Origin of the sequence: Salinicola aestuarinus, assembly GCF_003206645.1 — a bacterium.
GTDB classification, from domain to species: Bacteria; Pseudomonadota; Gammaproteobacteria; order Pseudomonadales; family Halomonadaceae; genus Salinicola; species Salinicola aestuarinus.
Map to the genome: position 1 here is coordinate 1 of NZ_PZJP01000005.1, position 17,784 is coordinate 17,784.

The 17,784-nt window shown below is 66.3% G+C and carries 18 protein-coding genes; 12 read left to right on the forward strand and 6 right to left on the reverse strand.

Going from position 1 to position 17,784, the window contains the following annotated elements; translation table 11 throughout:
• The first annotated feature begins 237 nt into the window (after window positions 1-237).
• On the forward strand, window positions 238-978 hold the full coding sequence (locus DOM41_RS05500) for an SDR family NAD(P)-dependent oxidoreductase (protein ID WP_110685853.1): 741 nt from the start codon (window positions 238-240) through the stop codon (window positions 976-978).
• A 21-nt stretch (window positions 979-999) separates the two neighbouring features.
• On the opposite strand, the gene hisC is transcribed toward DOM41_RS05500, so the two are convergent.
• Entirely contained in the window at window positions 1,000-2,052 is a 1,053-nt protein-coding gene (gene hisC, locus DOM41_RS05505; protein WP_110685854.1) for a histidinol-phosphate transaminase, read from the reverse strand.
• A 204-nt stretch (window positions 2,053-2,256) separates the two neighbouring features.
• Between hisC and DOM41_RS05510 the strand changes: the two genes are divergently transcribed.
• The 5 genes from DOM41_RS05510 (at window position 2,257) to mnmH (ending at window position 7,827) form a co-directional block, all read left to right on the forward strand.
• On the forward strand, window positions 2,257-3,360 hold the full coding sequence (locus DOM41_RS05510; protein ID WP_110685855.1) for an alkene reductase: 1,104 nt from the start codon (window positions 2,257-2,259) through the stop codon (window positions 3,358-3,360).
• A gap of 175 nt (window positions 3,361-3,535) precedes the next feature.
• Window positions 3,536-3,994 carry a copper resistance protein NlpE N-terminal domain-containing protein gene (locus DOM41_RS05515; protein ID WP_110685856.1) on the forward strand — a complete coding sequence of 153 codons (459 nt, stop codon included), beginning with the start codon at window positions 3,536-3,538 and terminating at the stop codon, window positions 3,992-3,994.
• A 183-nt stretch (window positions 3,995-4,177) separates the two neighbouring features.
• Window positions 4,178-5,560, forward strand: a complete 1,383-nt coding sequence (gene radA / locus DOM41_RS05520; RefSeq protein ID WP_110685857.1) for a DNA repair protein RadA — start codon at window positions 4,178-4,180, stop codon at window positions 5,558-5,560.
• Window positions 5,561-5,677: 117 nt separating this feature from the next.
• Window positions 5,678-6,718 (forward strand): selenide, water dikinase SelD, encoded by a 1,041-nt coding sequence (selD, locus tag DOM41_RS05525; protein ID WP_110685858.1) that lies wholly within the window; start codon window positions 5,678-5,680, stop codon window positions 6,716-6,718.
• Window positions 6,715-7,827, forward strand: coding sequence for a tRNA 2-selenouridine(34) synthase MnmH (mnmH, locus tag DOM41_RS05530; RefSeq protein WP_110685859.1), 1,113 nt, complete (start codon window positions 6,715-6,717; stop codon window positions 7,825-7,827). Before selD ends, mnmH begins: the two co-directional genes overlap by 4 nt.
• Before the next feature lie 12 nt (window positions 7,828-7,839).
• On the opposite strand, the gene DOM41_RS05535 is transcribed toward mnmH, so the two are convergent.
• On the reverse strand, window positions 7,840-8,505 hold the full coding sequence (locus DOM41_RS05535; RefSeq protein WP_110685860.1) for a type 1 glutamine amidotransferase: 666 nt from the start codon (window positions 8,503-8,505) through the stop codon (window positions 7,840-7,842).
• A gap of 61 nt (window positions 8,506-8,566) precedes the next feature.
• On the opposite strand from DOM41_RS05535, the gene DOM41_RS05540 reads away from it, so the two are divergent.
• From DOM41_RS05540 to DOM41_RS05550, 3 genes are all read left to right on the forward strand, one after another.
• Window positions 8,567-8,863: an MGMT family protein gene (locus DOM41_RS05540; RefSeq protein ID WP_110686616.1), complete on the forward strand. Its 297-nt coding sequence runs from the start codon at window positions 8,567-8,569 to the stop codon at window positions 8,861-8,863.
• 90 nt (window positions 8,864-8,953) lie between these two features.
• Window positions 8,954-9,535, forward strand: coding sequence for a YjaG family protein (locus DOM41_RS05545; protein WP_110685861.1), 582 nt, complete (start codon window positions 8,954-8,956; stop codon window positions 9,533-9,535).
• Window positions 9,536-9,653: 118 nt separating this feature from the next.
• Window positions 9,654-10,418 (forward strand): RsiV family protein, encoded by a 765-nt coding sequence (locus tag DOM41_RS05550; RefSeq protein WP_110685862.1) that lies wholly within the window; start codon window positions 9,654-9,656, stop codon window positions 10,416-10,418.
• Window positions 10,419-10,512: 94 nt separating this feature from the next.
• On the opposite strand, the gene hisF is transcribed toward DOM41_RS05550, so the two are convergent.
• The 4 genes from hisF to hisB all read right to left on the reverse strand — a co-directional run bounded on the left by hisF (window position 10,513) and on the right by hisB (window position 13,415).
• Window positions 10,513-11,286, reverse strand: coding sequence for an imidazole glycerol phosphate synthase subunit HisF (gene hisF / locus DOM41_RS05555; protein ID WP_110685863.1), 774 nt, complete (start codon window positions 11,284-11,286; stop codon window positions 10,513-10,515).
• The gene (gene hisA, locus DOM41_RS05560; RefSeq protein WP_110685864.1) at window positions 11,283-12,035 is read right to left on the reverse strand and encodes a 1-(5-phosphoribosyl)-5-[(5-phosphoribosylamino)methylideneamino]imidazole-4-carboxamide isomerase; all 753 of its coding nucleotides are present in this window, start codon (window positions 12,033-12,035) and stop codon (window positions 11,283-11,285) included. Before hisA ends, hisF begins: the two co-directional genes overlap by 4 nt.
• 86 nt (window positions 12,036-12,121) lie before the next feature.
• Window positions 12,122-12,763 carry an imidazole glycerol phosphate synthase subunit HisH gene (gene hisH, locus DOM41_RS05565; protein ID WP_110685865.1) on the reverse strand — a complete coding sequence of 214 codons (642 nt, stop codon included), beginning with the start codon at window positions 12,761-12,763 and terminating at the stop codon, window positions 12,122-12,124.
• A gap of 58 nt (window positions 12,764-12,821) precedes the next feature.
• A complete protein-coding gene (gene hisB / locus DOM41_RS05570; protein WP_110685866.1) occupies window positions 12,822-13,415 on the reverse strand; it encodes an imidazoleglycerol-phosphate dehydratase HisB in 594 nt (197 codons plus the stop codon).
• 282 nt (window positions 13,416-13,697) lie between these two features.
• Between hisB and DOM41_RS05575 the strand changes: the two genes are divergently transcribed.
• The 3 genes from DOM41_RS05575 to DOM41_RS05585 all read left to right on the forward strand — a co-directional run bounded on the left by DOM41_RS05575 (window position 13,698) and on the right by DOM41_RS05585 (window position 17,766).
• A complete protein-coding gene (locus DOM41_RS05575) occupies window positions 13,698-16,088 on the forward strand; it encodes an AsmA family protein (RefSeq protein WP_110685867.1) in 2,391 nt (796 codons plus the stop codon).
• Window positions 16,089-16,385: 297 nt separating this feature from the next.
• The gene (gene mutY, locus DOM41_RS05580) at window positions 16,386-17,462 is read left to right on the forward strand and encodes an A/G-specific adenine glycosylase (protein ID WP_110686617.1); all 1,077 of its coding nucleotides are present in this window, start codon (window positions 16,386-16,388) and stop codon (window positions 17,460-17,462) included.
• Window positions 17,463-17,493: 31 nt separating this feature from the next.
• Entirely contained in the window at window positions 17,494-17,766 is a 273-nt protein-coding gene (locus tag DOM41_RS05585; RefSeq protein WP_110685868.1) for an oxidative damage protection protein, read from the forward strand.
• The last annotated feature ends 18 nt before the right edge of the window (window positions 17,767-17,784 follow it).

Here is a 17,784-nt window from a genome sequence, read left to right on the forward strand (position 1 = left end):
GAAAAGACCGCCGCGGGCCGTCGGTCGGCCTCGGCCGACCCTGGCGATGTGGGCGGTCTCGCTCCCATTGCGCCCTTGTCTTAGACGCCGTTTCTCCGGCTCTGCGCCCATCTGTGATTCCGCCACGCTTCTACGCTCACCGAAAGCGAACATTCGGGCGAGGCGCCAGCCTCGTCTGGGCTAGGCGGCGCCGAGCGGCTAAGCTGGTTTTAGAGTCACGCCAGGGAGAGTCACATCATGCTGGACCAGCTAGCGTCTCGATTCACGGCTCTCGTCACCGGTGCCGGCGGGGGGATCGGGGGCGCCATGATCGAGCGCCTGCTCGAGACAACCGAGGTCGGGAAGGTCTACGCGATCTCGCGCCGCCCGACGGCGTTCGGCGATGAGCGAGTCATTGGCATCCAGGCGGATATCACGACCGCAGATGGGCTATCACAGGTCGCGGCGAGCGTCGGCGACGAGCCTTTGCACCTGTTGTTCAATACGGTAGGGATGTTGCACGACCCGGCAGGCAACATCGCGCCGGAGAAGCGTCTGGAATCGCTGGACGCCGCGGCCCTGGCGACGCTCTTTCATGTCAACGCGAGTACGCCGGCGTTGCTGATCAAGGCGCTGAGCCGGTCACTCAAAGGGGGGCATCCCGCGCTGGTCGCGAGCCTCTCTGCGCGAGTGGGGTCGATCGAGGACAACGGGTTTGGCGGCTGGTATGGCTATCGGGCCAGCAAGGCCGCGCACAACATGCTGTTGCGCACGGCGGCCATCGAACTGGCTCGTTACAACCGCCAGGCGATAGTGCTCTGCCTGCATCCCGGTACTACGGATACCCGGCTCTCCGAGCCGTTTCAGGCCAGCGTTCCCGAGGGGAAACTGTTCACGCCAGCCTTCGTTGCCGATTCACTGTTGCAGGTGATGACGGACCGCCGCCCTGAAGAGAGCGGCAGTTTCTGGGACTGGGCCGGAAAGCGCATTCCCTGGTGAGACGCGCCTTGCCGGCGCGAGCTAGACGATCTCTGTCAGCGCATCGATGAAGTGCTTCATCTCGTCGTCGGTGCCGATGGAGACCCGCAGGAAATCTCTCAGGCCATCGCGATCGAAGTGACGTACGAGGACCCCGCGCTCGCGGAGCCCGGCGAACAGGGATTCGCCCTCGAGGCGCGGATGTCGGACGAACAGGAAGTTCGCCTGTGAGGGAAGTACCTTGAACCCAAGCGCCACCAGTTCACGGCGTGTCCACTCTCGGGTTGCCATCACGCGTTCGCAGCAGTCACGAAAATGCGCCTCGTCATCGAGGGCGGCGATCGCGACATCGCTCGCCAGCATGTCCACCGGATAGGAGTTGAAGGAGTTCTTCACCCGCTCCAGCCCCTCGATCAACTCCCGCGAGCCGATGGCGAAGCCCAGACGCAGCCCGGCCAGGCTGCGTGACTTGGAGAGCGTCCCTGTCACGAGCAGATTCGGATGTTCGTCGATCAGTGGCACGGCACTCTCGCCACCGAAGTCCACGTAGGCCTCGTCCACCAGTACGACGCTATCGCGAACCCGTTCAAGCAGCGAGGCGATTGCCGAGCGCGAATGGCCGTGGCCGGTGGGGGCATTGGGATTGGCGAAAATCACCCCGCCGTTGTCCGCATCGAACGCCTCCAGTGAGACTTCCCAGCGGTCGTCGAGGGCGATGGTGCGATAGTCGATGCCGTAGAGCTTGCAGTAGACCGGATAGAAGCTGTAGCTGATGGCCGGCATCAGCAGCGCGGCGTCCTGGCAGAAGAAGGCCTGAAACGCGAGCGCCAGCACTTCATCGGAACCATTGCCCACGAAGACCTGCTCGGGCTCGACCCCGTGAGCGCGCGCCAGTGCCTCACGCAGGGCCTGCGAATCCGGGTCCGGGTAGCGGCGCAGTCGTGTGCGGTCGAATTCCGTCAGTACCCGCTCCACCCGCGGTGACGGCGGGTAGGGATTTTCATTGGTGTTGAGCTTGATCAGTTTTTCGCGCGGCTGCTCGCCCGGTACGTAGGGCGTCAGGGCGCGAACGGCGGGGCTCCAGAATCGGCTCATGGTCTCTCGCGGCGGGATGCACAATAGTTAACGGAAGGAATGTCGCCATACTGGCCCTTGAGATAACGCTGCGCAAGTTCGTCGCCGGGTGTGGCAAGGGGTTGATTCGCCGCCTATCGGCCGCATCTAGATGGCACGTACAGCGAACCGGAAACCGTATCTGTCACCGTTCATCGTGAGGATCCGGTCTGGACAAGGACTATCATGGCTTATCCGCAACTGCTTTCCGACATCACCATGGGCGACGTCGCGCTGGACAATCGCGTGCTCATGGCGCCGCTCACCCGCGCTCGCACACCGGACAGCATCCCGGGCGATCTTCAGGTCGAATACTACGCCCAGCGCGCCGGCGCCGGACTGATCATCAGCGAAGCGACCAATATCTCGCCGACGGCGCGTGGCTATGTCTATACCCCGGGTATCTGGACCGATGCCCAGGAAGCCGGCTGGCAGCGCGTGGTCAGCGCCGTCCATGAAGCCGGTGGCCGCATGGCGCTGCAGCTCTGGCACGTCGGGCGAATCTCGCATGAGATCGTTCAGCCCGAAGGCCAGCAGCCGGTGGCCCCGAGTGCGCTGCGCGCCGAGGGCGCCAACTGCTTCGCCGAATTCGCCGACGGCAGCGCCGGGCAGCAGCCGACCAGTACGCCGCGAGCGCTCGAGCTCGACGAGATCCCCGCGCTGATCGACGACTACCGCCAGGCAACGCGTCGCGCTAAGCGTGCCGGCTTTGACATGGTGGAAGTCCACGCCGCCAACGCCTATCTCCTGCAGCAGTTCCTGGCAACCGGCAGCAACCAGCGCACCGACCGCTATGGCGGCAGTATCGTCAACCGGGCACGGCTGCTGCTCGAGGTCGTCGACGCTGTCAGCGCGGAGATCGGTAGCGGCCGGGTCGGCGTGCGGCTGTCGCCGTTCATCGAGATTTTCGGTCTCACCGATGACGAGCCGCAGGCGATGATGAATTACCTGGCCAGCGAGCTGGACCGCCGGGGTATCGCCTACCTGCACGTCAACGAGCCCGACTGGACCGGCGAGGGCCCTCAGCTGACCGACGCGTTCCGCCGCGACCTGCGTAGCCGCTTCTCTCGTACCCTCATCTACTGCGGCCACTACACCGCCGAGCGTGCCGAAGCGATGATCGACGCAGGGTATGGTGATGCCGCCGCATTCGGGCGCCCCTACATCGCCAACCCGGATCTGGTGGCGCGTTTCCGTCAGGACGCCGATCTCAACGAGCCCGACCCGAATACCTTCTACGGTGGTGGTGCCGAGGGGTACACCGACTACCCTGCACTCGCCCACGGCTGAGAGCGTCACCCAGCGGACGGCGCGACCGCGTTTAACGTGACGCGACAGTCGGTTGCGCCGACCGCCGCATACGCGACCCCGGCGGGAATGGGGTGTCAGCGTGGGCGGTAGCCGCTATTCTGTAGACAGTGGCCGCCCACGCGGCCGGAATGGCCCAGAAGTAAGGAGAAGCGAAATGCAAATCAGGACGTTGCTGGCCAGCGCCGCCACGGTAGCCCTACTGGCAGGCTGTGCCAGCGGGGGAACGCAGACTGGCCCCGGCGAGAGTGAGACGAGCGCTTCCGGTGCCACGACCACCTATCAGGGCACGCTGCCTTGCCGCAGCTGCGACGGCATCGATTTGACCGTCGATCTCCATGGCAGCGAAACCTCGCAGCCCGAGGCGCGTACCTTCGAGCTCGAGGCAGACTACCGCAACCATCCGCAGAACCCGGATCCCGAGCAGTACGAAGGGCTGTGGGACGTCATGACCGGTACCGCCGTCGATCCGCAGGCAACAGTCTACGAACTGACGCCTGAGGGTGAGGGGCAGGTCTACTACTTCCAGAAGATCGACGACAGCACCCTTGAGCTGATCGACCCGCAGCGTCGCCAGTTCGAAAACGGCCAGATGCTGCGCCTGACCCGCCAGTAACGGGGGCGAGGTGATCGAGGGCGGCCATTGGCCGCCCTTTGTTTTTATAGGGCCTGCCTCGGCGAGCCTTTGTCAGCCAGGTATGGGTAGGGTTCTGCACGGTGACGGCCAGGCGGCACAACAGGCGATGGCCTGCCTGGCGTTGCGCGCTGGCCGTATCCGTTTTGATAGAGAGAGACCCGCGTGGCCAAAGCGAAAAGCGCCTACGTCTGCACCGAGTGCGGTGCCGAATTCACCAAGTGGCAGGGCCAGTGTAGCAACTGTCGCGAGTGGAACTCCCTGAGCGAGATTCGTCTCGGGGCCTCCCGTCCCGGCGCCGGCAGCGCGACCCCCAGCGGTGGCGGCCGGGGCGGCTACGCTGGCGCCCTGACCAGAGAAGTGGTCGATCTGTCTGGCGTCGACCTCACCGAGGTGCCGCGTTTCAGCTCCACCTTCGACGAGTTCGACCGAGTGCTCGGCGGCGGTCTCGTACCGGGCTCTGCGGTGCTGCTGGGTGGCCACCCCGGCGCCGGCAAGTCGACCCTGCTGCTGCAGACCGCGTGTCGGCTGGCGCAGAGCAAGCGCGCGCTCTACGTCACCGGCGAAGAGTCGCTCTCCCAGGTTGCCATGCGCGCACACCGGCTGCAGTTGCCGACTCAGGGGCTCAAGATGCTCGCCGAGACCAGCGTCGAGACGCTGCTCGCCGTCGCCGAGCGCGAGCGCCCTGAGATCCTGATCATCGACTCGATCCAGACCATGCACCTGGAGGATATCGGCTCCGCACCCGGCGGTGTTGCCCAGGTTCGCGAGTCCGCCGCTGCGCTCACTCGGTTTGCCAAGCAGACCAATACGGTGTTGCTGCTGGTCGGCCACGTCACCAAGGATGGTTCGCTCGCCGGGCCCAAGGTGCTCGAGCACATGATCGATGCGTCACTGCTGCTCGAAGGCGGCAGCGACTCTCGATTCCGCACCCTGCGTGGCCAGAAGAACCGTTTCGGCGCGGTCAACGAGCTGGGTGTCTTCGCCATGCTCGAACTCGGCCTCAAGGAAGTGAAGAATCCCAGCGCGATCTTTCTCTCTCGCGGGGAAGAGCTCGCCTCCGGCAGCCTGGTCATGGTGGTCTGGGAGGGCACCCGGCCGATCCTCGTCGAGGTGCAGGCGCTGCTCGACGAATCGGCCCTGGGCAACCCGCGCCGCGTCGCGGTCGGGCTCGATCACAACCGGCTTGCGATGCTGCTCGCCGTGTTGCACAAGCACGGCGGGCTCTTCACCGGCGACCAGGACGTCTTTCTCAACGTGGTCGGTGGGGTCAAGGTGCTCGAGACCAGTGCCGATCTGGCGGTCCTGATCGCGGTGGTTTCGAGCCTCAAGAACCAGCCGCTGCCTCGAGAGCTGGTGGTGTTCGGCGAGGTTGGCCTCTCCGGCGAGATCCGGCCGGTGCCGAGCGGCCAGGAGCGTATCGTCGAGGCCGCCAAGCACGGCTTCACCCGGGCCATCGTGCCCAAGGGCAACGCACCCAAAAAGGCACCGCCCGGGATGGAGATCGTCGCCGTCGACAAACTCGCCGAAGCGATCGAGGCGCTCTGAGTCGCCGGTCCACCTCGGTTACACTGCCTGCACCGGTAACCGGCGTCAGCCATTACCGATGCCAACGATTTCGCCGCAAACGACTGATCATCGACGCCGCCGACGAGGAGCATCACCATGAGTGCCATCCGCTTGACCCAGTACAGCCACGGCGCCGGCTGTGGCTGCAAGATCGCCCCCGACGTGCTCGACCGCATTCTTGCCAAGGCGGGGCCGGGCGCGGGCAGCCATCGGTTGATCGTCGGCAATCAGGGCCGCGAGGATGCGGCCGTCTATGACCTCGGCGATGGCCGCGGGCTGATCTCCACCACCGATTTCTTCACGCCGATCGTCGACGATCCCTTCGATTTCGGCCGTATCGCCGCGACCAACGCCATCAGTGATGTCTACGCCATGGGCGGGGAGCCGATCATGGCACTGGGCATCCTCGGCTGGCCCATCGACAAGATCCCGGCCGACGTCGCCGGTGACGTGGTCGCCGGCGCCCAGGCGGTCTGTCGCAAGCTGGGGCTGGCGCTTGCCGGCGGCCACTCCATCGACGCGCCTGAGCCGATCTTCGGGCTATCGGTCAATGGCTTGGTGGATCTCGACAATCTCAAGCTCAACAGTGGGGCCAAGCCCGGGGATCAGCTCTATCTGACCAAGCCGCTTGGCGTCGGCATTCTCACCACCGCGGAGAAACAGGGCAAGCTGGAAGCCGGTCATCAGGGGTTGGCGCGAGAAACCATGCTGATTCCCAATGACATCGGCCAGGCGCTCGCCAAGGTAGCGGGCGTGCACGCCATGACCGACGTCACCGGCTTTGGGCTGGCAGGGCATCTGAGTGAAGTCTGTGCCGCCAGCGAGGTGGCGGCTCACATCGATTTCAGCCGTTTGCCGCGGCTCGCCGAGGCGGAAGCGTACCGCCGACAGGGCGCGGTCCCCGGCGGCGCCGGGCGCAACCGCGAGGCGATCGGCGCCGCGTTGGCGGAGATGGACGAGGCGCATTGGCAGTGGCTTTGCGACCCCCAGACCTCCGGCGGGCTGCTGCTGGCGGTCGACCCGGCGTGGGCGGATGACGTCGAGCGTATCGGCCGCGAGTACCGGCTCGATCTTCAGGCGTTCGGCGAGTGCCGCGAGGCCATCAAGGGCCAAGTCACGATCGAGGTGCGCGGTTGAGTCCGACGCCGGGATCGAACACTGACGCGACGCTCATCGACGCGGACCTGTCGCTGCTTGGACGCCCGTTGATCGACGTGCGCGCCCCGATCGAGTTCGCTGCCGGTAGCCTGCCGGGGGCGATCAATCTACCACTGATGGACGACGACGAGCGTCGCGAGGTCGGCACGCGCTACCGCCATGCGGGGCAGGCCGCGGCGGTGGAGCTGGGCAATCGCCTGGTCTCAGGCGAGCGTCGTCGGCAGCGTCTCGAGGCGTGGGCGCAGCACATTCGAGCGGCGCCGGAGAGCGTGCTCTACTGCTTTCGCGGCGGGATGCGTTCGCAGACCGTACAGCGCTGGCTGGCCGAGCAGGGCATCGAGATCCCGCGCATTCGCGGTGGCTGGAAGGCGATGCGCAATCGGATGATCGAACAGCTTGATACACGAAGCCCGGGGCCGACGCTGCTGGTCGCCGGGCTCACCGGCTGCGCCAAGACCTCGCTGGTCAATCGCCTCGCGGGGGGCGTCGACCTGGAGGGGCACGCCCGCCACAAGGGGTCCGCCTTCGGCCAGCATCCGCTGGCGGGGCCGTCGCAGATCGATTTCGAGCACGATCTCACGCTGGATCTGAGCCGTATCGCCGGCGGTCGCGTGATCGAGGACGAGTCCCAGCGCATCGGACGGCTCGCGATCCCCACCGGCTTCTGGCAGGTGATGAAGGAGGCGCCGACGATCCGTGTCGAGATGCCGCTGGCGTGGCGGCTCGAGCAGATCCGGCGCGATTACATCGACGATCTCGTCGCGCTTTACTACCGCCACTATGGCGATTGGCTCGGCGAGATTCTCTTTCGCAAGCAGCTCTCCGGCGCGCTCAAGCGTCTGGGCAAGCGCCTCGGCAGTGCTCGCTTGAACGCGCTGCTCGACGCCCAGCAGCGCGCCTTCGAACGGCAAGCCAGCACAGGCACCCAGGCGCACGACGCCTGGCTCGCCCCGCTATTGAAGGAGTACTACGACCCGATGTATCGCCACCAGCTCGAGGTTCGGCCACGGCCCACGCTGCATGTCGGCGACTGGCAGAGCTGTCTCGAGTTCGCCCAGGCGTGGGAGCAGCGCCAGACCCACGCCTGAGCGCGGCGGCGGTCAGGGCGCGGCGAGCCACTGGGTCAGCACGCGGTCGAGCGCCGCCGACTGGTGGTCGAAGCGCCGCGGATCGTCCAGCACATCTGCCGGCAGCGGCGGACGCTGGGTTCGCCGCGGGTCGACCGTCTGCTGGAGCGCACGGGTGCGGACGGCGTCGAGCTCGAGGTGGCACTGCAGTGCCACCACGCGGCCGAGGTCCCAGGCGAATCCCTGCACTGGACCGTCAGCGGTATGACCGAGCGGTAACGCGGCATCCGGCAGGCCGAAGATATCGCGGTGCCACAGCAGGACGTCGAAGGACTCGGGCAGGTCGAAGGGACTCGCAGGGTCCAGGGTCACCGAGTGCCAGCCGGCTTCGGGCACGACCGCCGGGGAGACGATCGCGCCCAGCGCCTCGGCGATCAGCCCCGCGCCGTAGCCGATGCCCAGCACCGGCTTGCGGCTTCTGAGCGCGCGATCGATCAGCTTGCGTTCGCGTTTTGCCAGCGCCGGTGCCGGGGGCGTCAGCGCATCGAGCACGATCAGTCCATCGCAGTGGTCCAGCGGGGGCGGCAGTTCGCCGTCGTCGAGTCGGCAGTGGTTGTGGCTGTGGCCCATACCCTCGAGCCAGTCGGCCAAACGCGCGGGGCCGAGAAGGGGGTCGTGCTGAAGAAAGTAGATATGCATGATTCAGTCATCATGGAGGCGTGAAGGCGTCGCCACAAGCGAGAGCGAAGCGGAGATCGCGATGCGCGCGGAGATTCTCGAACAGATCTACACCATCGTCGCCTCGGTGCCGGCAGGGCGAGTGACCACCTACGGCCGGATTGCCCGGATGACCGAAGGCGCGAGCGCCCGGTCCGTTGGAACCGCCATGCGAACGCTGCCGGCGGGGCATCAGCTGCCGTGGCATCGGGTGATCGGCGCTTCGCGTCGACTCGCGGATCACGGAGGGGCCGGGCGTCAGCGCGAGAAGCTGCAGGCCGAGGGCGTGGTGTTTGATGCGACCGGCCGAGTCCCGGCTCAGCGGCTCTGGCCTGATTGAGCGAAGCGTAGGCGATAGGTCCGGCAGGCGGCAACGGCTCGCGAGACACTCGGCGGAGGGAAGACCCCCGCCATCATGACAGGAGAAGACATGGCCTCGACTCAGGAAAGCTTCAACGTGCGGCTGCGCAAGCTCGACCGCCGCCAGGCGATCGCGTTCATGGCCGCCACTGCCGAAAGGCTGGTGCCCAACTACGTGCTTTACGCCCACGTCAACGCGGTCGGCGACCCGGCCATGCTGTATAACGTCATCGATCTCGTGTGGGAGTCGCTCAACGTCAAGTCGGCGAAGATCGACTTCGACAAACAGGCCGAGAAGCTCGCGGCGATCGAGCCACTCTCGGAAGACGACAGCTTTGGCGCGCGCCGCGCGACCGAGACCATCATGGCCGTAACGACGCTGTTGGATGCACTTCGCTCGGAGGCCTCGGAGTCAGTGATTGATGTCAGCCGGGTGTCGCGCAACGGTGTCCGCGCGATGATCGAGATGAGTGAGGGAACGGAGGACGCCGAGCAGCTCGATGCGCTGTGTCGCGAGCACCCTTTGATGCAGGACGAGCACGACTTTCAGGACGCCGTGCTGGAAGCGGTTGAGAACGGTGAGGCGATGCGAGACCTGAGAACGCTGGGGCGAAACGGTGGCGTCAGCAATCTCGGGCTCACGCTCGACTGAGGCGACGCCTCGAGCCGTGAGACGCGCCGGCCCCGCATCGTCCCACTCTCACGACGTTATCGAAAACGACTAGGCTCAAGGTCGAAGGTCGTAATCGGTATCACTCAGGGAGAAGGGCATGCAGGGACGTTGCGCGCTGGGAGCGCTGGGGCTGGTCTCGCTGCTGCTGGCGGGCTGTCAAAGCCTTGGCGATAGAGAAGGTAACGACGCGCTACGCACCGAGCCGGTGGTCAAAAGCGCACACGAGCCGGGGTGTTCGGGAGACGGCTGTGCCACCGTCGAGGCCGACTACCTGAGGTTTCCCGCGTCGCCGGCGCTCAGCGCCGATCTCGAGCGGCGCCTCTTCGGGCTCGCTGGTGGCATCAGCGACAGCGCCGATGGCGGCGCACCGTCGTTCGACGCCTTCGCGGGCCGCGTCTTCGCGGCGGCGAGTCGCGAGCCGCGTCGAACGGACGGTGTGCCAAGTTACGTCGCCGACCTCGGGGCACAGGTGGTCGCCGACAACCGCCACGCGCGGGTCATCCAGCTCGACGGCTATCTCTTCAGCGGCGGCGCCCATGGTCTGCCACTCACCGACTATATGGTGATCGACCGCGACACCCTGACGGTGGTCTCGCTGGACGACATGCTGCTGCCGGGGCAGCATCCCGCCTACGAGCGCGCGTTGGCGCGGGCGCATCAACGCTGGATGGATGGCGACGACATTATGGTCAACGAGGCGAACTGGCCGCTGTCGACCTCCGGCAATGCCGCGCCGCTGGCAGAGGGGCTTTCGGTCAAGTATCAGGTCTACGAGCTGGGTCCTTACGCCATCGGTCAGCCGACGCTGACGATTCCGTATTCGGAGCTCGGTGGGGTAATAAAGCCGCGTTACCTTCCCTGAGCCGTATCGCCGCCCCTGAAACAACGCCGCCGCGCCTTTGGAATCGTCCGAGGGCGCGGCGGCGTTGACGTCCTGCCGAGGGTCAGGCTGATGCCTACAGGCGCATTTCCAGGCCGTGCTCGGCCATGTAGCGCTTGGCATCGGGGATCGTGTATTCACCGAAGTGGAAGATGCTGGCGGCGAGCACGGCGTCGGCACCGCCCTCTCTCACGCCCGCGACCAGATGGTCGAGGTTGCCCACGCCGCCGGAGGCGATGATCGGCACCTCGACCGCATCGCTGATGGCGCGGGTAACGCCGATATCGAAGCCCGCCTTGGTGCCGTCCCGATCCATGCTGGTCAACAGCAGCTCGCCCGCACCGTACGCCACCATCTTGCGCGCCCACTCGACGGCATCAAGCCCGGTCGGACGACGTCCACCGTGGGTAAAGATCTCCCAGCGTGGCGTCTCGTTGTCGTCGCTCACCCGCTTGGCGTCGATCGCGACCACGATGCACTGGCTACCGAAGCGCTCGGCCGCCTCGCGGACGAAGTCCGGGTTCGTCACCGCGGCGGTATTGATCGATACCTTATCGGCACCCGCGTTGAGCATGGTGCGGATGTCCTCGCAGCGGCGGATGCCACCGCCGACCGTCAGCGGGATGAAGACTTCCCCGGCGATACGCTCGACCATCTCCACCGTGGTGTCGCGATCCTCGTGACTCGCGGTGATGTCGAGAAAGGTGATCTCGTCAGCGCCCTGCTGATTGTAGCGCTTGGCGATCTCCACCGGGTCACCGGCGTCGCGAATGCCGAGGAAATTGACACCCTTGACCACGCGGCCGGCGTCGACGTCGAGACACGGGATGATGCGTTTGGCGAGCGTCATGTCTTGGCGCCTCCGGCGCGGATGTCATCGCTGAGCTGCTGGGCGTGGGCGACGTCGAGGGAGCCTTCGTAGATCGCCCGCCCGGTGATTGCGCCGATGATACCGCTATCGGCGACCTCGGCCAGGGCACGAATGTCATCGAGGTTGGTCACCCCGCCGGAGGCGATTACCGGTAGGCCGCCGTCACGCGCGAGAGTCGCGGTGGCCTCGACGTTGACGCCCTGCATCATGCCGTCGCGAGCGATGTCGGTATAGACGATCGAGGAAACGCCGTCGTCGCGAAAGCGCCTGGCGAGATCCACTGCCTTGATCGTGGAGACTTCTGCCCAGCCGTCGGTGGCAACGAAGCCGTCGCGGGCGTCGAGACCGACGATCACGCGGCCCGGGAAGGCACGGCACGCCTCGCCGACGAATTCGGGCTGCTTCACCGCCTTGGTGCCGATGATCACGTAGCCGACCCCGGCCTCGAGATAGTGCGCGATGGTGTCGAGGCTTCTGATGCCGCCGCCGATCTGGATCGGCAGGTCGGGGTAGGCGCGGGCGATGGCGGTGACCGCCTCGCCGTTGACCGGCTTGCCTTCGAAGGCGCCGTTGAGATCGACCAGATGCAGTCGGCGTGCCCCCGCCTCGACCCAACGCGCCGCCATGGCGACAGGGTCGTCGCCGTAGGACGTCGCATCTTCCATGCGGCCCTGCTTGAGGCGCACGCACTGCCCGTCTTTGAGATCGATCGCGGGGATCACCAGCATGTCGTCCAATCCTTGTCTGTGCGAGCCGTCGCGGGTGCGGCTCAGTGTCGGGTCTTGTCGCCGAAGCGGGCGCGGACCGCGCCTGGCTAGGGAGCCCAGTTGACGAAATTTTCCAGCAGCTGCAGGCCATCCCGGGCGCTTTTCTCCGGGTGGAACTGCACGGCGAAGACGGTGCCGCGACCGGTCACTACGTGGGCGTCGACCCCGGCGTAGTCGGTCGCGCCGAAGACATCGCTCTCGAGGCCGGCTTCCACGTAGTAGCTGTGCACGAAATAGAAGCGTGCGCCGTCCTCGATGCCGTCCCACAGCGGATGCGCGTGGCGCTGGACCACCCTGTTCCACCCCATGTGCGGGACCTTGAGGCGTTCACCGTCGGTGCCGACGAGGCCGTGTCCGAAGTGCCTGACGCGCCCCGGCAGGAAGCCGAGGCAGTCGACGCCGCCGTTCTCCTCGCTGCGCTCGAACAGCATCTGCTGGCCCACGCAGATTCCCAGCAGCGGCTTGGCCTGCTCGTCGAGCAGCTCGGAGACCAGCCCGCGAAGCTCGGTGCGCTCGAGTTCGCCCATGCAGTCGCGAATCGCGCCTTGGCCCGGCAGCACCAGCCGCGACGCACCGCGGATGGCACGCGGGTCACGGGTGATGGTCACGTTCTCGTGGGTGACATGCTCGAGCGCCTTGGCGACGGAGTGAAGATTGCCCATTCCGTAATCGATTACCGCGATCGTCATAGCGCGCTCCTGGTCATGGCAAGGGGGTGCAGCTTAGCGCATGCCTCGGGGAAGGCGATCATAGCGAGCCCTTGGTCGAGGGCATCTGGCCTGCCATGCGCTCGTCGGGCTCGACCGCGGCGCGCACGGCACGGCCGAAGGCCTTGAAGATGGTTTCCGCCTGATGATGCGCGTTGAACCCCTTGAGGTTGTCGATGTGCAGCGTGACCTGAGCGTGGTTGACGAAGCCCTGGAAAAACTCCCAGAACAGCTGCGTATCGAGGCGGCCGATAGCGGCGCGGGTGAAGGTCACATCCATGAACAGACCCGAGCGCCCCGAGAAGTCGATCACCACCCGGGAAAGGGCTTCGTCGAGCGGCACGTAGGCATGGCCGTAGCGGCGAATGCCTCGTTTGTCGCCGATCGCCTTGGCGAACGCCTGACCCAGCGTGATGCCGAGATCCTCGACGGTGTGATGGTCATCGATCTCGAGATCGCCCTTGGCGTCGATGGTGAGATCGAGCATGCCGTGACGCGCGATCTGATCGAGCATGTGGTCGAGGAAGGGGACGCCGGTCTGGCACTCGAGGCGGCCGCTACCGTCGAGATTCACCGTGACCGTGATCTGCGTCTCCTGGGTGTTGCGTGACACCGTGGCAGTGCGCTCGGACATGCAGGGGAGTCTCCCGGGGGGTTGGCGAGAATCGGCCATTATAGAGAATCGGCACCGGCATCCGCTACAATGGCGGGATTGCAGAGCGGCCTGGGCCTGGCCGCTTCATCGACAGGGAGAAGCAGGGGGCATGCCGCAAGCCGCGCGCGCGATCGAGTCGAACTACCGTAGTCCGCCCACCCGATGCCCCAGGCGGGGCAGCGCCATGTGCCGTCTCACTCGCGATGCCCGCTGGAAGGGCGAGCCCTCGGGGGTGAGTGACGGCGACCGGGAGGCCACGGCATGAAAGGGTTGATCAGGGCGTTACTCGCGGCGGTCGGCGTTCTCGCCATGCTCGCCGTTGTGGCAGTGGTGTACATCACCACGTTTTTCGATCCCAACGATTTGAAGCCTCGCCTGGTCGAGGCCGTTCGCGACCAGAGCGGGCTCGAGCTTGCGCTCGACGGCCCGCTCTCCTGGAGCTTCTACCCGCGGATCGGCGTCAGCGTCGAGGATGCGGAGGCCTGGCTGCCCGAGCAGACGCACGACGAAGACGCCTTCGTGGGCTTCGACCGGGCGGAGGTGAGCGTTGCCTTCGCGCCGCTGCTGACCGGCGACGTCTCCATCGACGGCCTGATTCTCGATGGTATGCGCCTGAATCTGATTCGCGGGGCCGACGGTCACGGCAACTGGCAAGTGCTGCTCGACCGTCTGGCCGAGAAGGACGCCCAGCACGATGCCGATGTCGCCCCCCGCGCGGCGACAGCCGGCCCGGGGTTGAGTGAGGTCGACGACGAACCGGTGGCGTTCGATGTCGCCAGCGTCAAGGTCGAGAACAGTCGCGTGCACTATGTCGACCGCGGCGGGGCGGCGGAGGGCGACACCGACGCAGCGGGGGCGCTCGATGTCACGCTGGACGCGCTGAGCCTGACCGGCACCAACGTCAGTCCCCGCGCCGCGTTCCCGGTGCAGCTCGCGTTTGACATGCATGGCGTCGAGCCGCGGTTCGAAGGGCACGTCCAGGCCAAGAGCCGGATGAGCATGGATCTCGCCGCCAAGCGCTACACCTTCGAGAATGTCACGCTCGACGGTCGCGCTCAGGTGCCGACCCTGGCCGAGCCGCCGCAGACGCTCTCGCTCAAGATCGCCAATCTGCTGGCCGACACCGGGGCGCGACAGTACCGCGCCGAAGGCATCCAGCTTGGCGCCGGGCTCTCCTTTCCGGGGCTGCAGGAGACGCCACTGTCACTGTCGCTCAAACTCGACGCCGACACGGATCTCGACGCCCACACGGCGTCTCTCGCCAACGTATCGCTCACCGGCGACGATGGGCTAGATCTCACCGGCAGCGCGACGCTGAACGGTCTCGACGACGATCTGCGCTACCAGGGCCGGTTCGCCCTCGCGCCGCTGCCGCTGCGCGACTGGCTGACCCGGTTGGGCGTCGAGGTAACGACCGCCGACCCCGAGGCGCTGACGGCCGTCGCCGCGAACGGCGCCTTCCAGGGCGATCTCGCGCGGGTCGATGTCGACGATCTCGACCTCACGCTCGACGATACGGTCTTCGACGGCACCTTTGGCGCCGCTTTCGACGGCCGGTCCCTCGACTTCGACCTCTCGGGGGGGCGCCTCGATCTGGACGCCTACCTCGCGCCCGCCGGTACGACGTCGGGCGAGGCCAATGACACCCAGACAGCGTGGCTCGGCGCACTCGGCGTGGCGCCGGCCCTGGCCGCCGCCGAGCAGGCCGAACTGCTGCCGGCCGCGTGGCTCGCCGTGCTGAACCAGCAGGGGCGTTTGACGCTCGATGCGCTCCAGTTGAAAGGGGTGGAGATGCGCGACGTTACCCTCGAGTCCAGTGGCAGCGACGGGCGCCAGCGGATCGACACGCTCACCGCCGCGCTCTACGACGGCCGACTCGACGCCACCAGCGCGCTCGACCTGCGCCAGGAGCCAATGACGTGGTCCTTCACCGAACGGCTCGAGGGCGTCAACGTGGCGCCGCTGGTCCAGGCGATCAGTGACAAGCCATCACCCCTGCGAGGCAGGCTCGATCTTCAGGGCGATTTCGACTCGCGCACCAATACGCTCGACGGACTCAAGCGACACCTCTCGGGTCAGGCGGCCCTGCGTATCGACGACGGTGCCATGCTCGACGTCAATGTCTCGCGCCAGCTCTGCACGGCGGCAGCGGCGCTGCAGGGGCGTGAGTCGGAGCGCGAATGGAGTGACGACACCCCGTTCGACCGGCTGCGGGCCAGCGTCAGCGTCGACGAAGGCCGCCTTCACAACGAGGATCTCGACATCGCCATTCCCGGTATCGCGCTGACCGGCAAGGGTGACGTCGATCTGATCAGCCGCCAGATCGACTACCGGGCGGCAGCGCGCTTCACCGATACGGCGGACGAGGCAGCATGTCCGGTCAGCTCGCAGCTGGCCCGGGTCGAGTTTCCGATCCGTTGCCGGGGTGATCTTGCGGCGTCCCCGAGTGAATGGTGCGGCTTGGACCGCGAGGCGCTGGGAGAGCGGCTGGCCGCCTTCGCCGAGGGCGAGCTGCGTCAGCGCGCCGGCGAGCGAGTCGATCGGGCACTCGACAAGGCGCTCGACGCCGACACCCAGCGCAAGATCGATGACACGCTGGGCGAAGGGGCGTCCCGGGAGCTCGGCGATCGCATCCGGGGGCTATTCGACTGAGCGATCGCGACCCGCAGCCCTAGCGCCTCGAAACCATGGCGCCTCGAAGCCATAGCGCTTCGAAACCCTGGCAAAGTGCCACGCCCAGTCTTCGCGCCGACGCCCGTCGGCGCTCTCTTTGTTACCGACCCACGCTCGCCGGCTCTTGTCGGTAACGTCCGTTCGATTCTGTACAAACTCTCGGTTGCCGCCGCGCGGTGTGTCTCCCGGGATATCATGATTCCGCCTGCCCCCCATGATCTGCGTGCGCGGGGCGGGTGAGCCAATGTCTGTTTCAAGAGGTGTCGCTTGGCCGAGATGGATCTGTCGGTGGAGGCGTTTCGAAAGCGCGTTTTCACCTGGTTCGACCTGCACGGACGAAAGTCGCTGCCGTGGCAGTACGACAAGACCGCCTACCGCGTTTGGGTCTCCGAGATCATGCTGCAGCAGACCCAAGTCGCCACTGTCATTCCCTACTACGAGCGTTTCATGGCGCGGTTCCCCGACGTCGAAACGCTGGCCGAGGGGTCTCAGGACGACGTGCTGAGCCTGTGGACGGGGCTCGGCTACTACGCCCGGGCGCGTAATCTTCACAAGGCCGCCCAGGTCGTGGTGGCGGAGCACGACGGCGTCTTCCCCACCCATGACCTCGACGCCATGACCGCGCTGCCGGGGATCGGGCGCTCGACGGCGGGAGCGATCGTCAGCATCAGTACCGGTCGACGCGCTGCGATCCTGGATGGCAACGTCAAGCGGGTGCTGGCGCGCCTCCACGCTGTAGAGGGATGGCCCGGGCGCAGCGAGGTCGCCAACACGCTCTGGTCGCTGGCGGAGCGCTACACCCCGGCGTCTCGTCCGGCGGACTACACCCAGGCAATGATGGATCTGGGCGCGATGATCTGCACCCGCGGCAAGCCGAGCTGCCTGCTCTGTCCCTTCGAAGACGTGTGCGTTGCCCACGCGCGCGGTGAGGAGCGCCGCTACCCCGGCAGCAAGCCCAAGCGAGCGCTGCCGACGCGCCAGACGCAGATGCTGTTGCTGCGCGATGCAGACGGCCGTGTGCTGCTCGAGAAGCGTCCGCCAAGCGGACTCTGGGGTGGTCTGTGGGGGTTCCCGCAGTTCGATGATGAGGCCACGCTGTACGCCTGGCTGGAGCGCCACCATCATGGCGTTCACCTCAGCCAGGCGTGGCAGCCTTTCGTCCATACCTTCACCCACTTCAGACTGGAGATCACGCCACGCCCGGCGCGCGTCGAAGCGATGGGTGCCGGCGGGGTGAACGAGGCATCAGAAACCCGCTGGATCGACCCGGCCGCGCCCAGCGACATCGGGCTCGCTGCGCCGGTCAAGACGCTGCTGGGCAAGCTGGCCCAGACACCGCCTCTCAACGACTAGACTCAATCCGACATACAACAGGAGATGATCCATGGCGCAGACGGTTTTCTGCCGTAAGTATCAACAGGAGCTCGAGGCGCTCCCTTTTCCGCCGCTGCCCGGGGCGAAGGGGCAGGAGATTCAGCAGACGGTCTCCAAGCCCGCCTGGGAGGAGTGGCAGGCCCAGCAGACGCGCTTGATCAACGAAAAGCATCTCAACATGCTCGACCCCGACAACCGGGCCTATCTGCTCGACCAGATGGAGCGTTTTCTCGATAACCGCGATACTGATCACGCCGAGGGTTACGTGCCGCCCAGCGAGTGACTCTGGCGTCGCAAACCG

Bases quoted from the DNA above. Each gene is read 5' to 3' on its own strand.
- selD (WP_110685858.1), top strand. From the start codon at position 5,678: ATGAGTGCCATCCGCTTGACCCAGTACAGCCACGGCGCCGGCTGTGGC.
- hisF (WP_110685863.1), bottom strand. From the start codon at position 11,286: ATGACGCTCGCCAAACGCATCATCCCGTGTCTCGACGTCGACGCCGGC.
- DOM41_RS05585 (WP_110685868.1), top strand. From the start codon at position 17,494: ATGGCGCAGACGGTTTTCTGCCGTAAGTATCAACAGGAGCTCGAGGCG.
- DOM41_RS05550 (WP_110685862.1), top strand. From the start codon at position 9,654: ATGCAGGGACGTTGCGCGCTGGGAGCGCTGGGGCTGGTCTCGCTGCTG.
- DOM41_RS05535 (WP_110685860.1), bottom strand. From the start codon at position 8,505: ATGCATATCTACTTTCTTCAGCACGACCCCCTTCTCGGCCCCGCGCGT.
- DOM41_RS05540 (WP_110686616.1), top strand. From the start codon at position 8,567: ATGCGCGCGGAGATTCTCGAACAGATCTACACCATCGTCGCCTCGGTG.
- hisC (WP_110685854.1), bottom strand. From the start codon at position 2,052: ATGAGCCGATTCTGGAGCCCCGCCGTTCGCGCCCTGACGCCCTACGTA.
- DOM41_RS05500 (WP_110685853.1), top strand. From the start codon at position 238: ATGCTGGACCAGCTAGCGTCTCGATTCACGGCTCTCGTCACCGGTGCC.
- hisA (WP_110685864.1), bottom strand. From the start codon at position 12,035: ATGCTGGTGATCCCCGCGATCGATCTCAAAGACGGGCAGTGCGTGCGC.
- hisB (WP_110685866.1), bottom strand. From the start codon at position 13,415: ATGTCCGAGCGCACTGCCACGGTGTCACGCAACACCCAGGAGACGCAG.
- DOM41_RS05545 (WP_110685861.1), top strand. From the start codon at position 8,954: ATGGCCTCGACTCAGGAAAGCTTCAACGTGCGGCTGCGCAAGCTCGAC.
- DOM41_RS05515 (WP_110685856.1), top strand. From the start codon at position 3,536: ATGCAAATCAGGACGTTGCTGGCCAGCGCCGCCACGGTAGCCCTACTG.
- hisH (WP_110685865.1), bottom strand. From the start codon at position 12,763: ATGACGATCGCGGTAATCGATTACGGAATGGGCAATCTTCACTCCGTC.
- mutY (WP_110686617.1), top strand. From the start codon at position 16,386: ATGGATCTGTCGGTGGAGGCGTTTCGAAAGCGCGTTTTCACCTGGTTC.
- DOM41_RS05575 (WP_110685867.1), top strand. From the start codon at position 13,698: ATGAAAGGGTTGATCAGGGCGTTACTCGCGGCGGTCGGCGTTCTCGCC.
- DOM41_RS05510 (WP_110685855.1), top strand. From the start codon at position 2,257: ATGGCTTATCCGCAACTGCTTTCCGACATCACCATGGGCGACGTCGCG.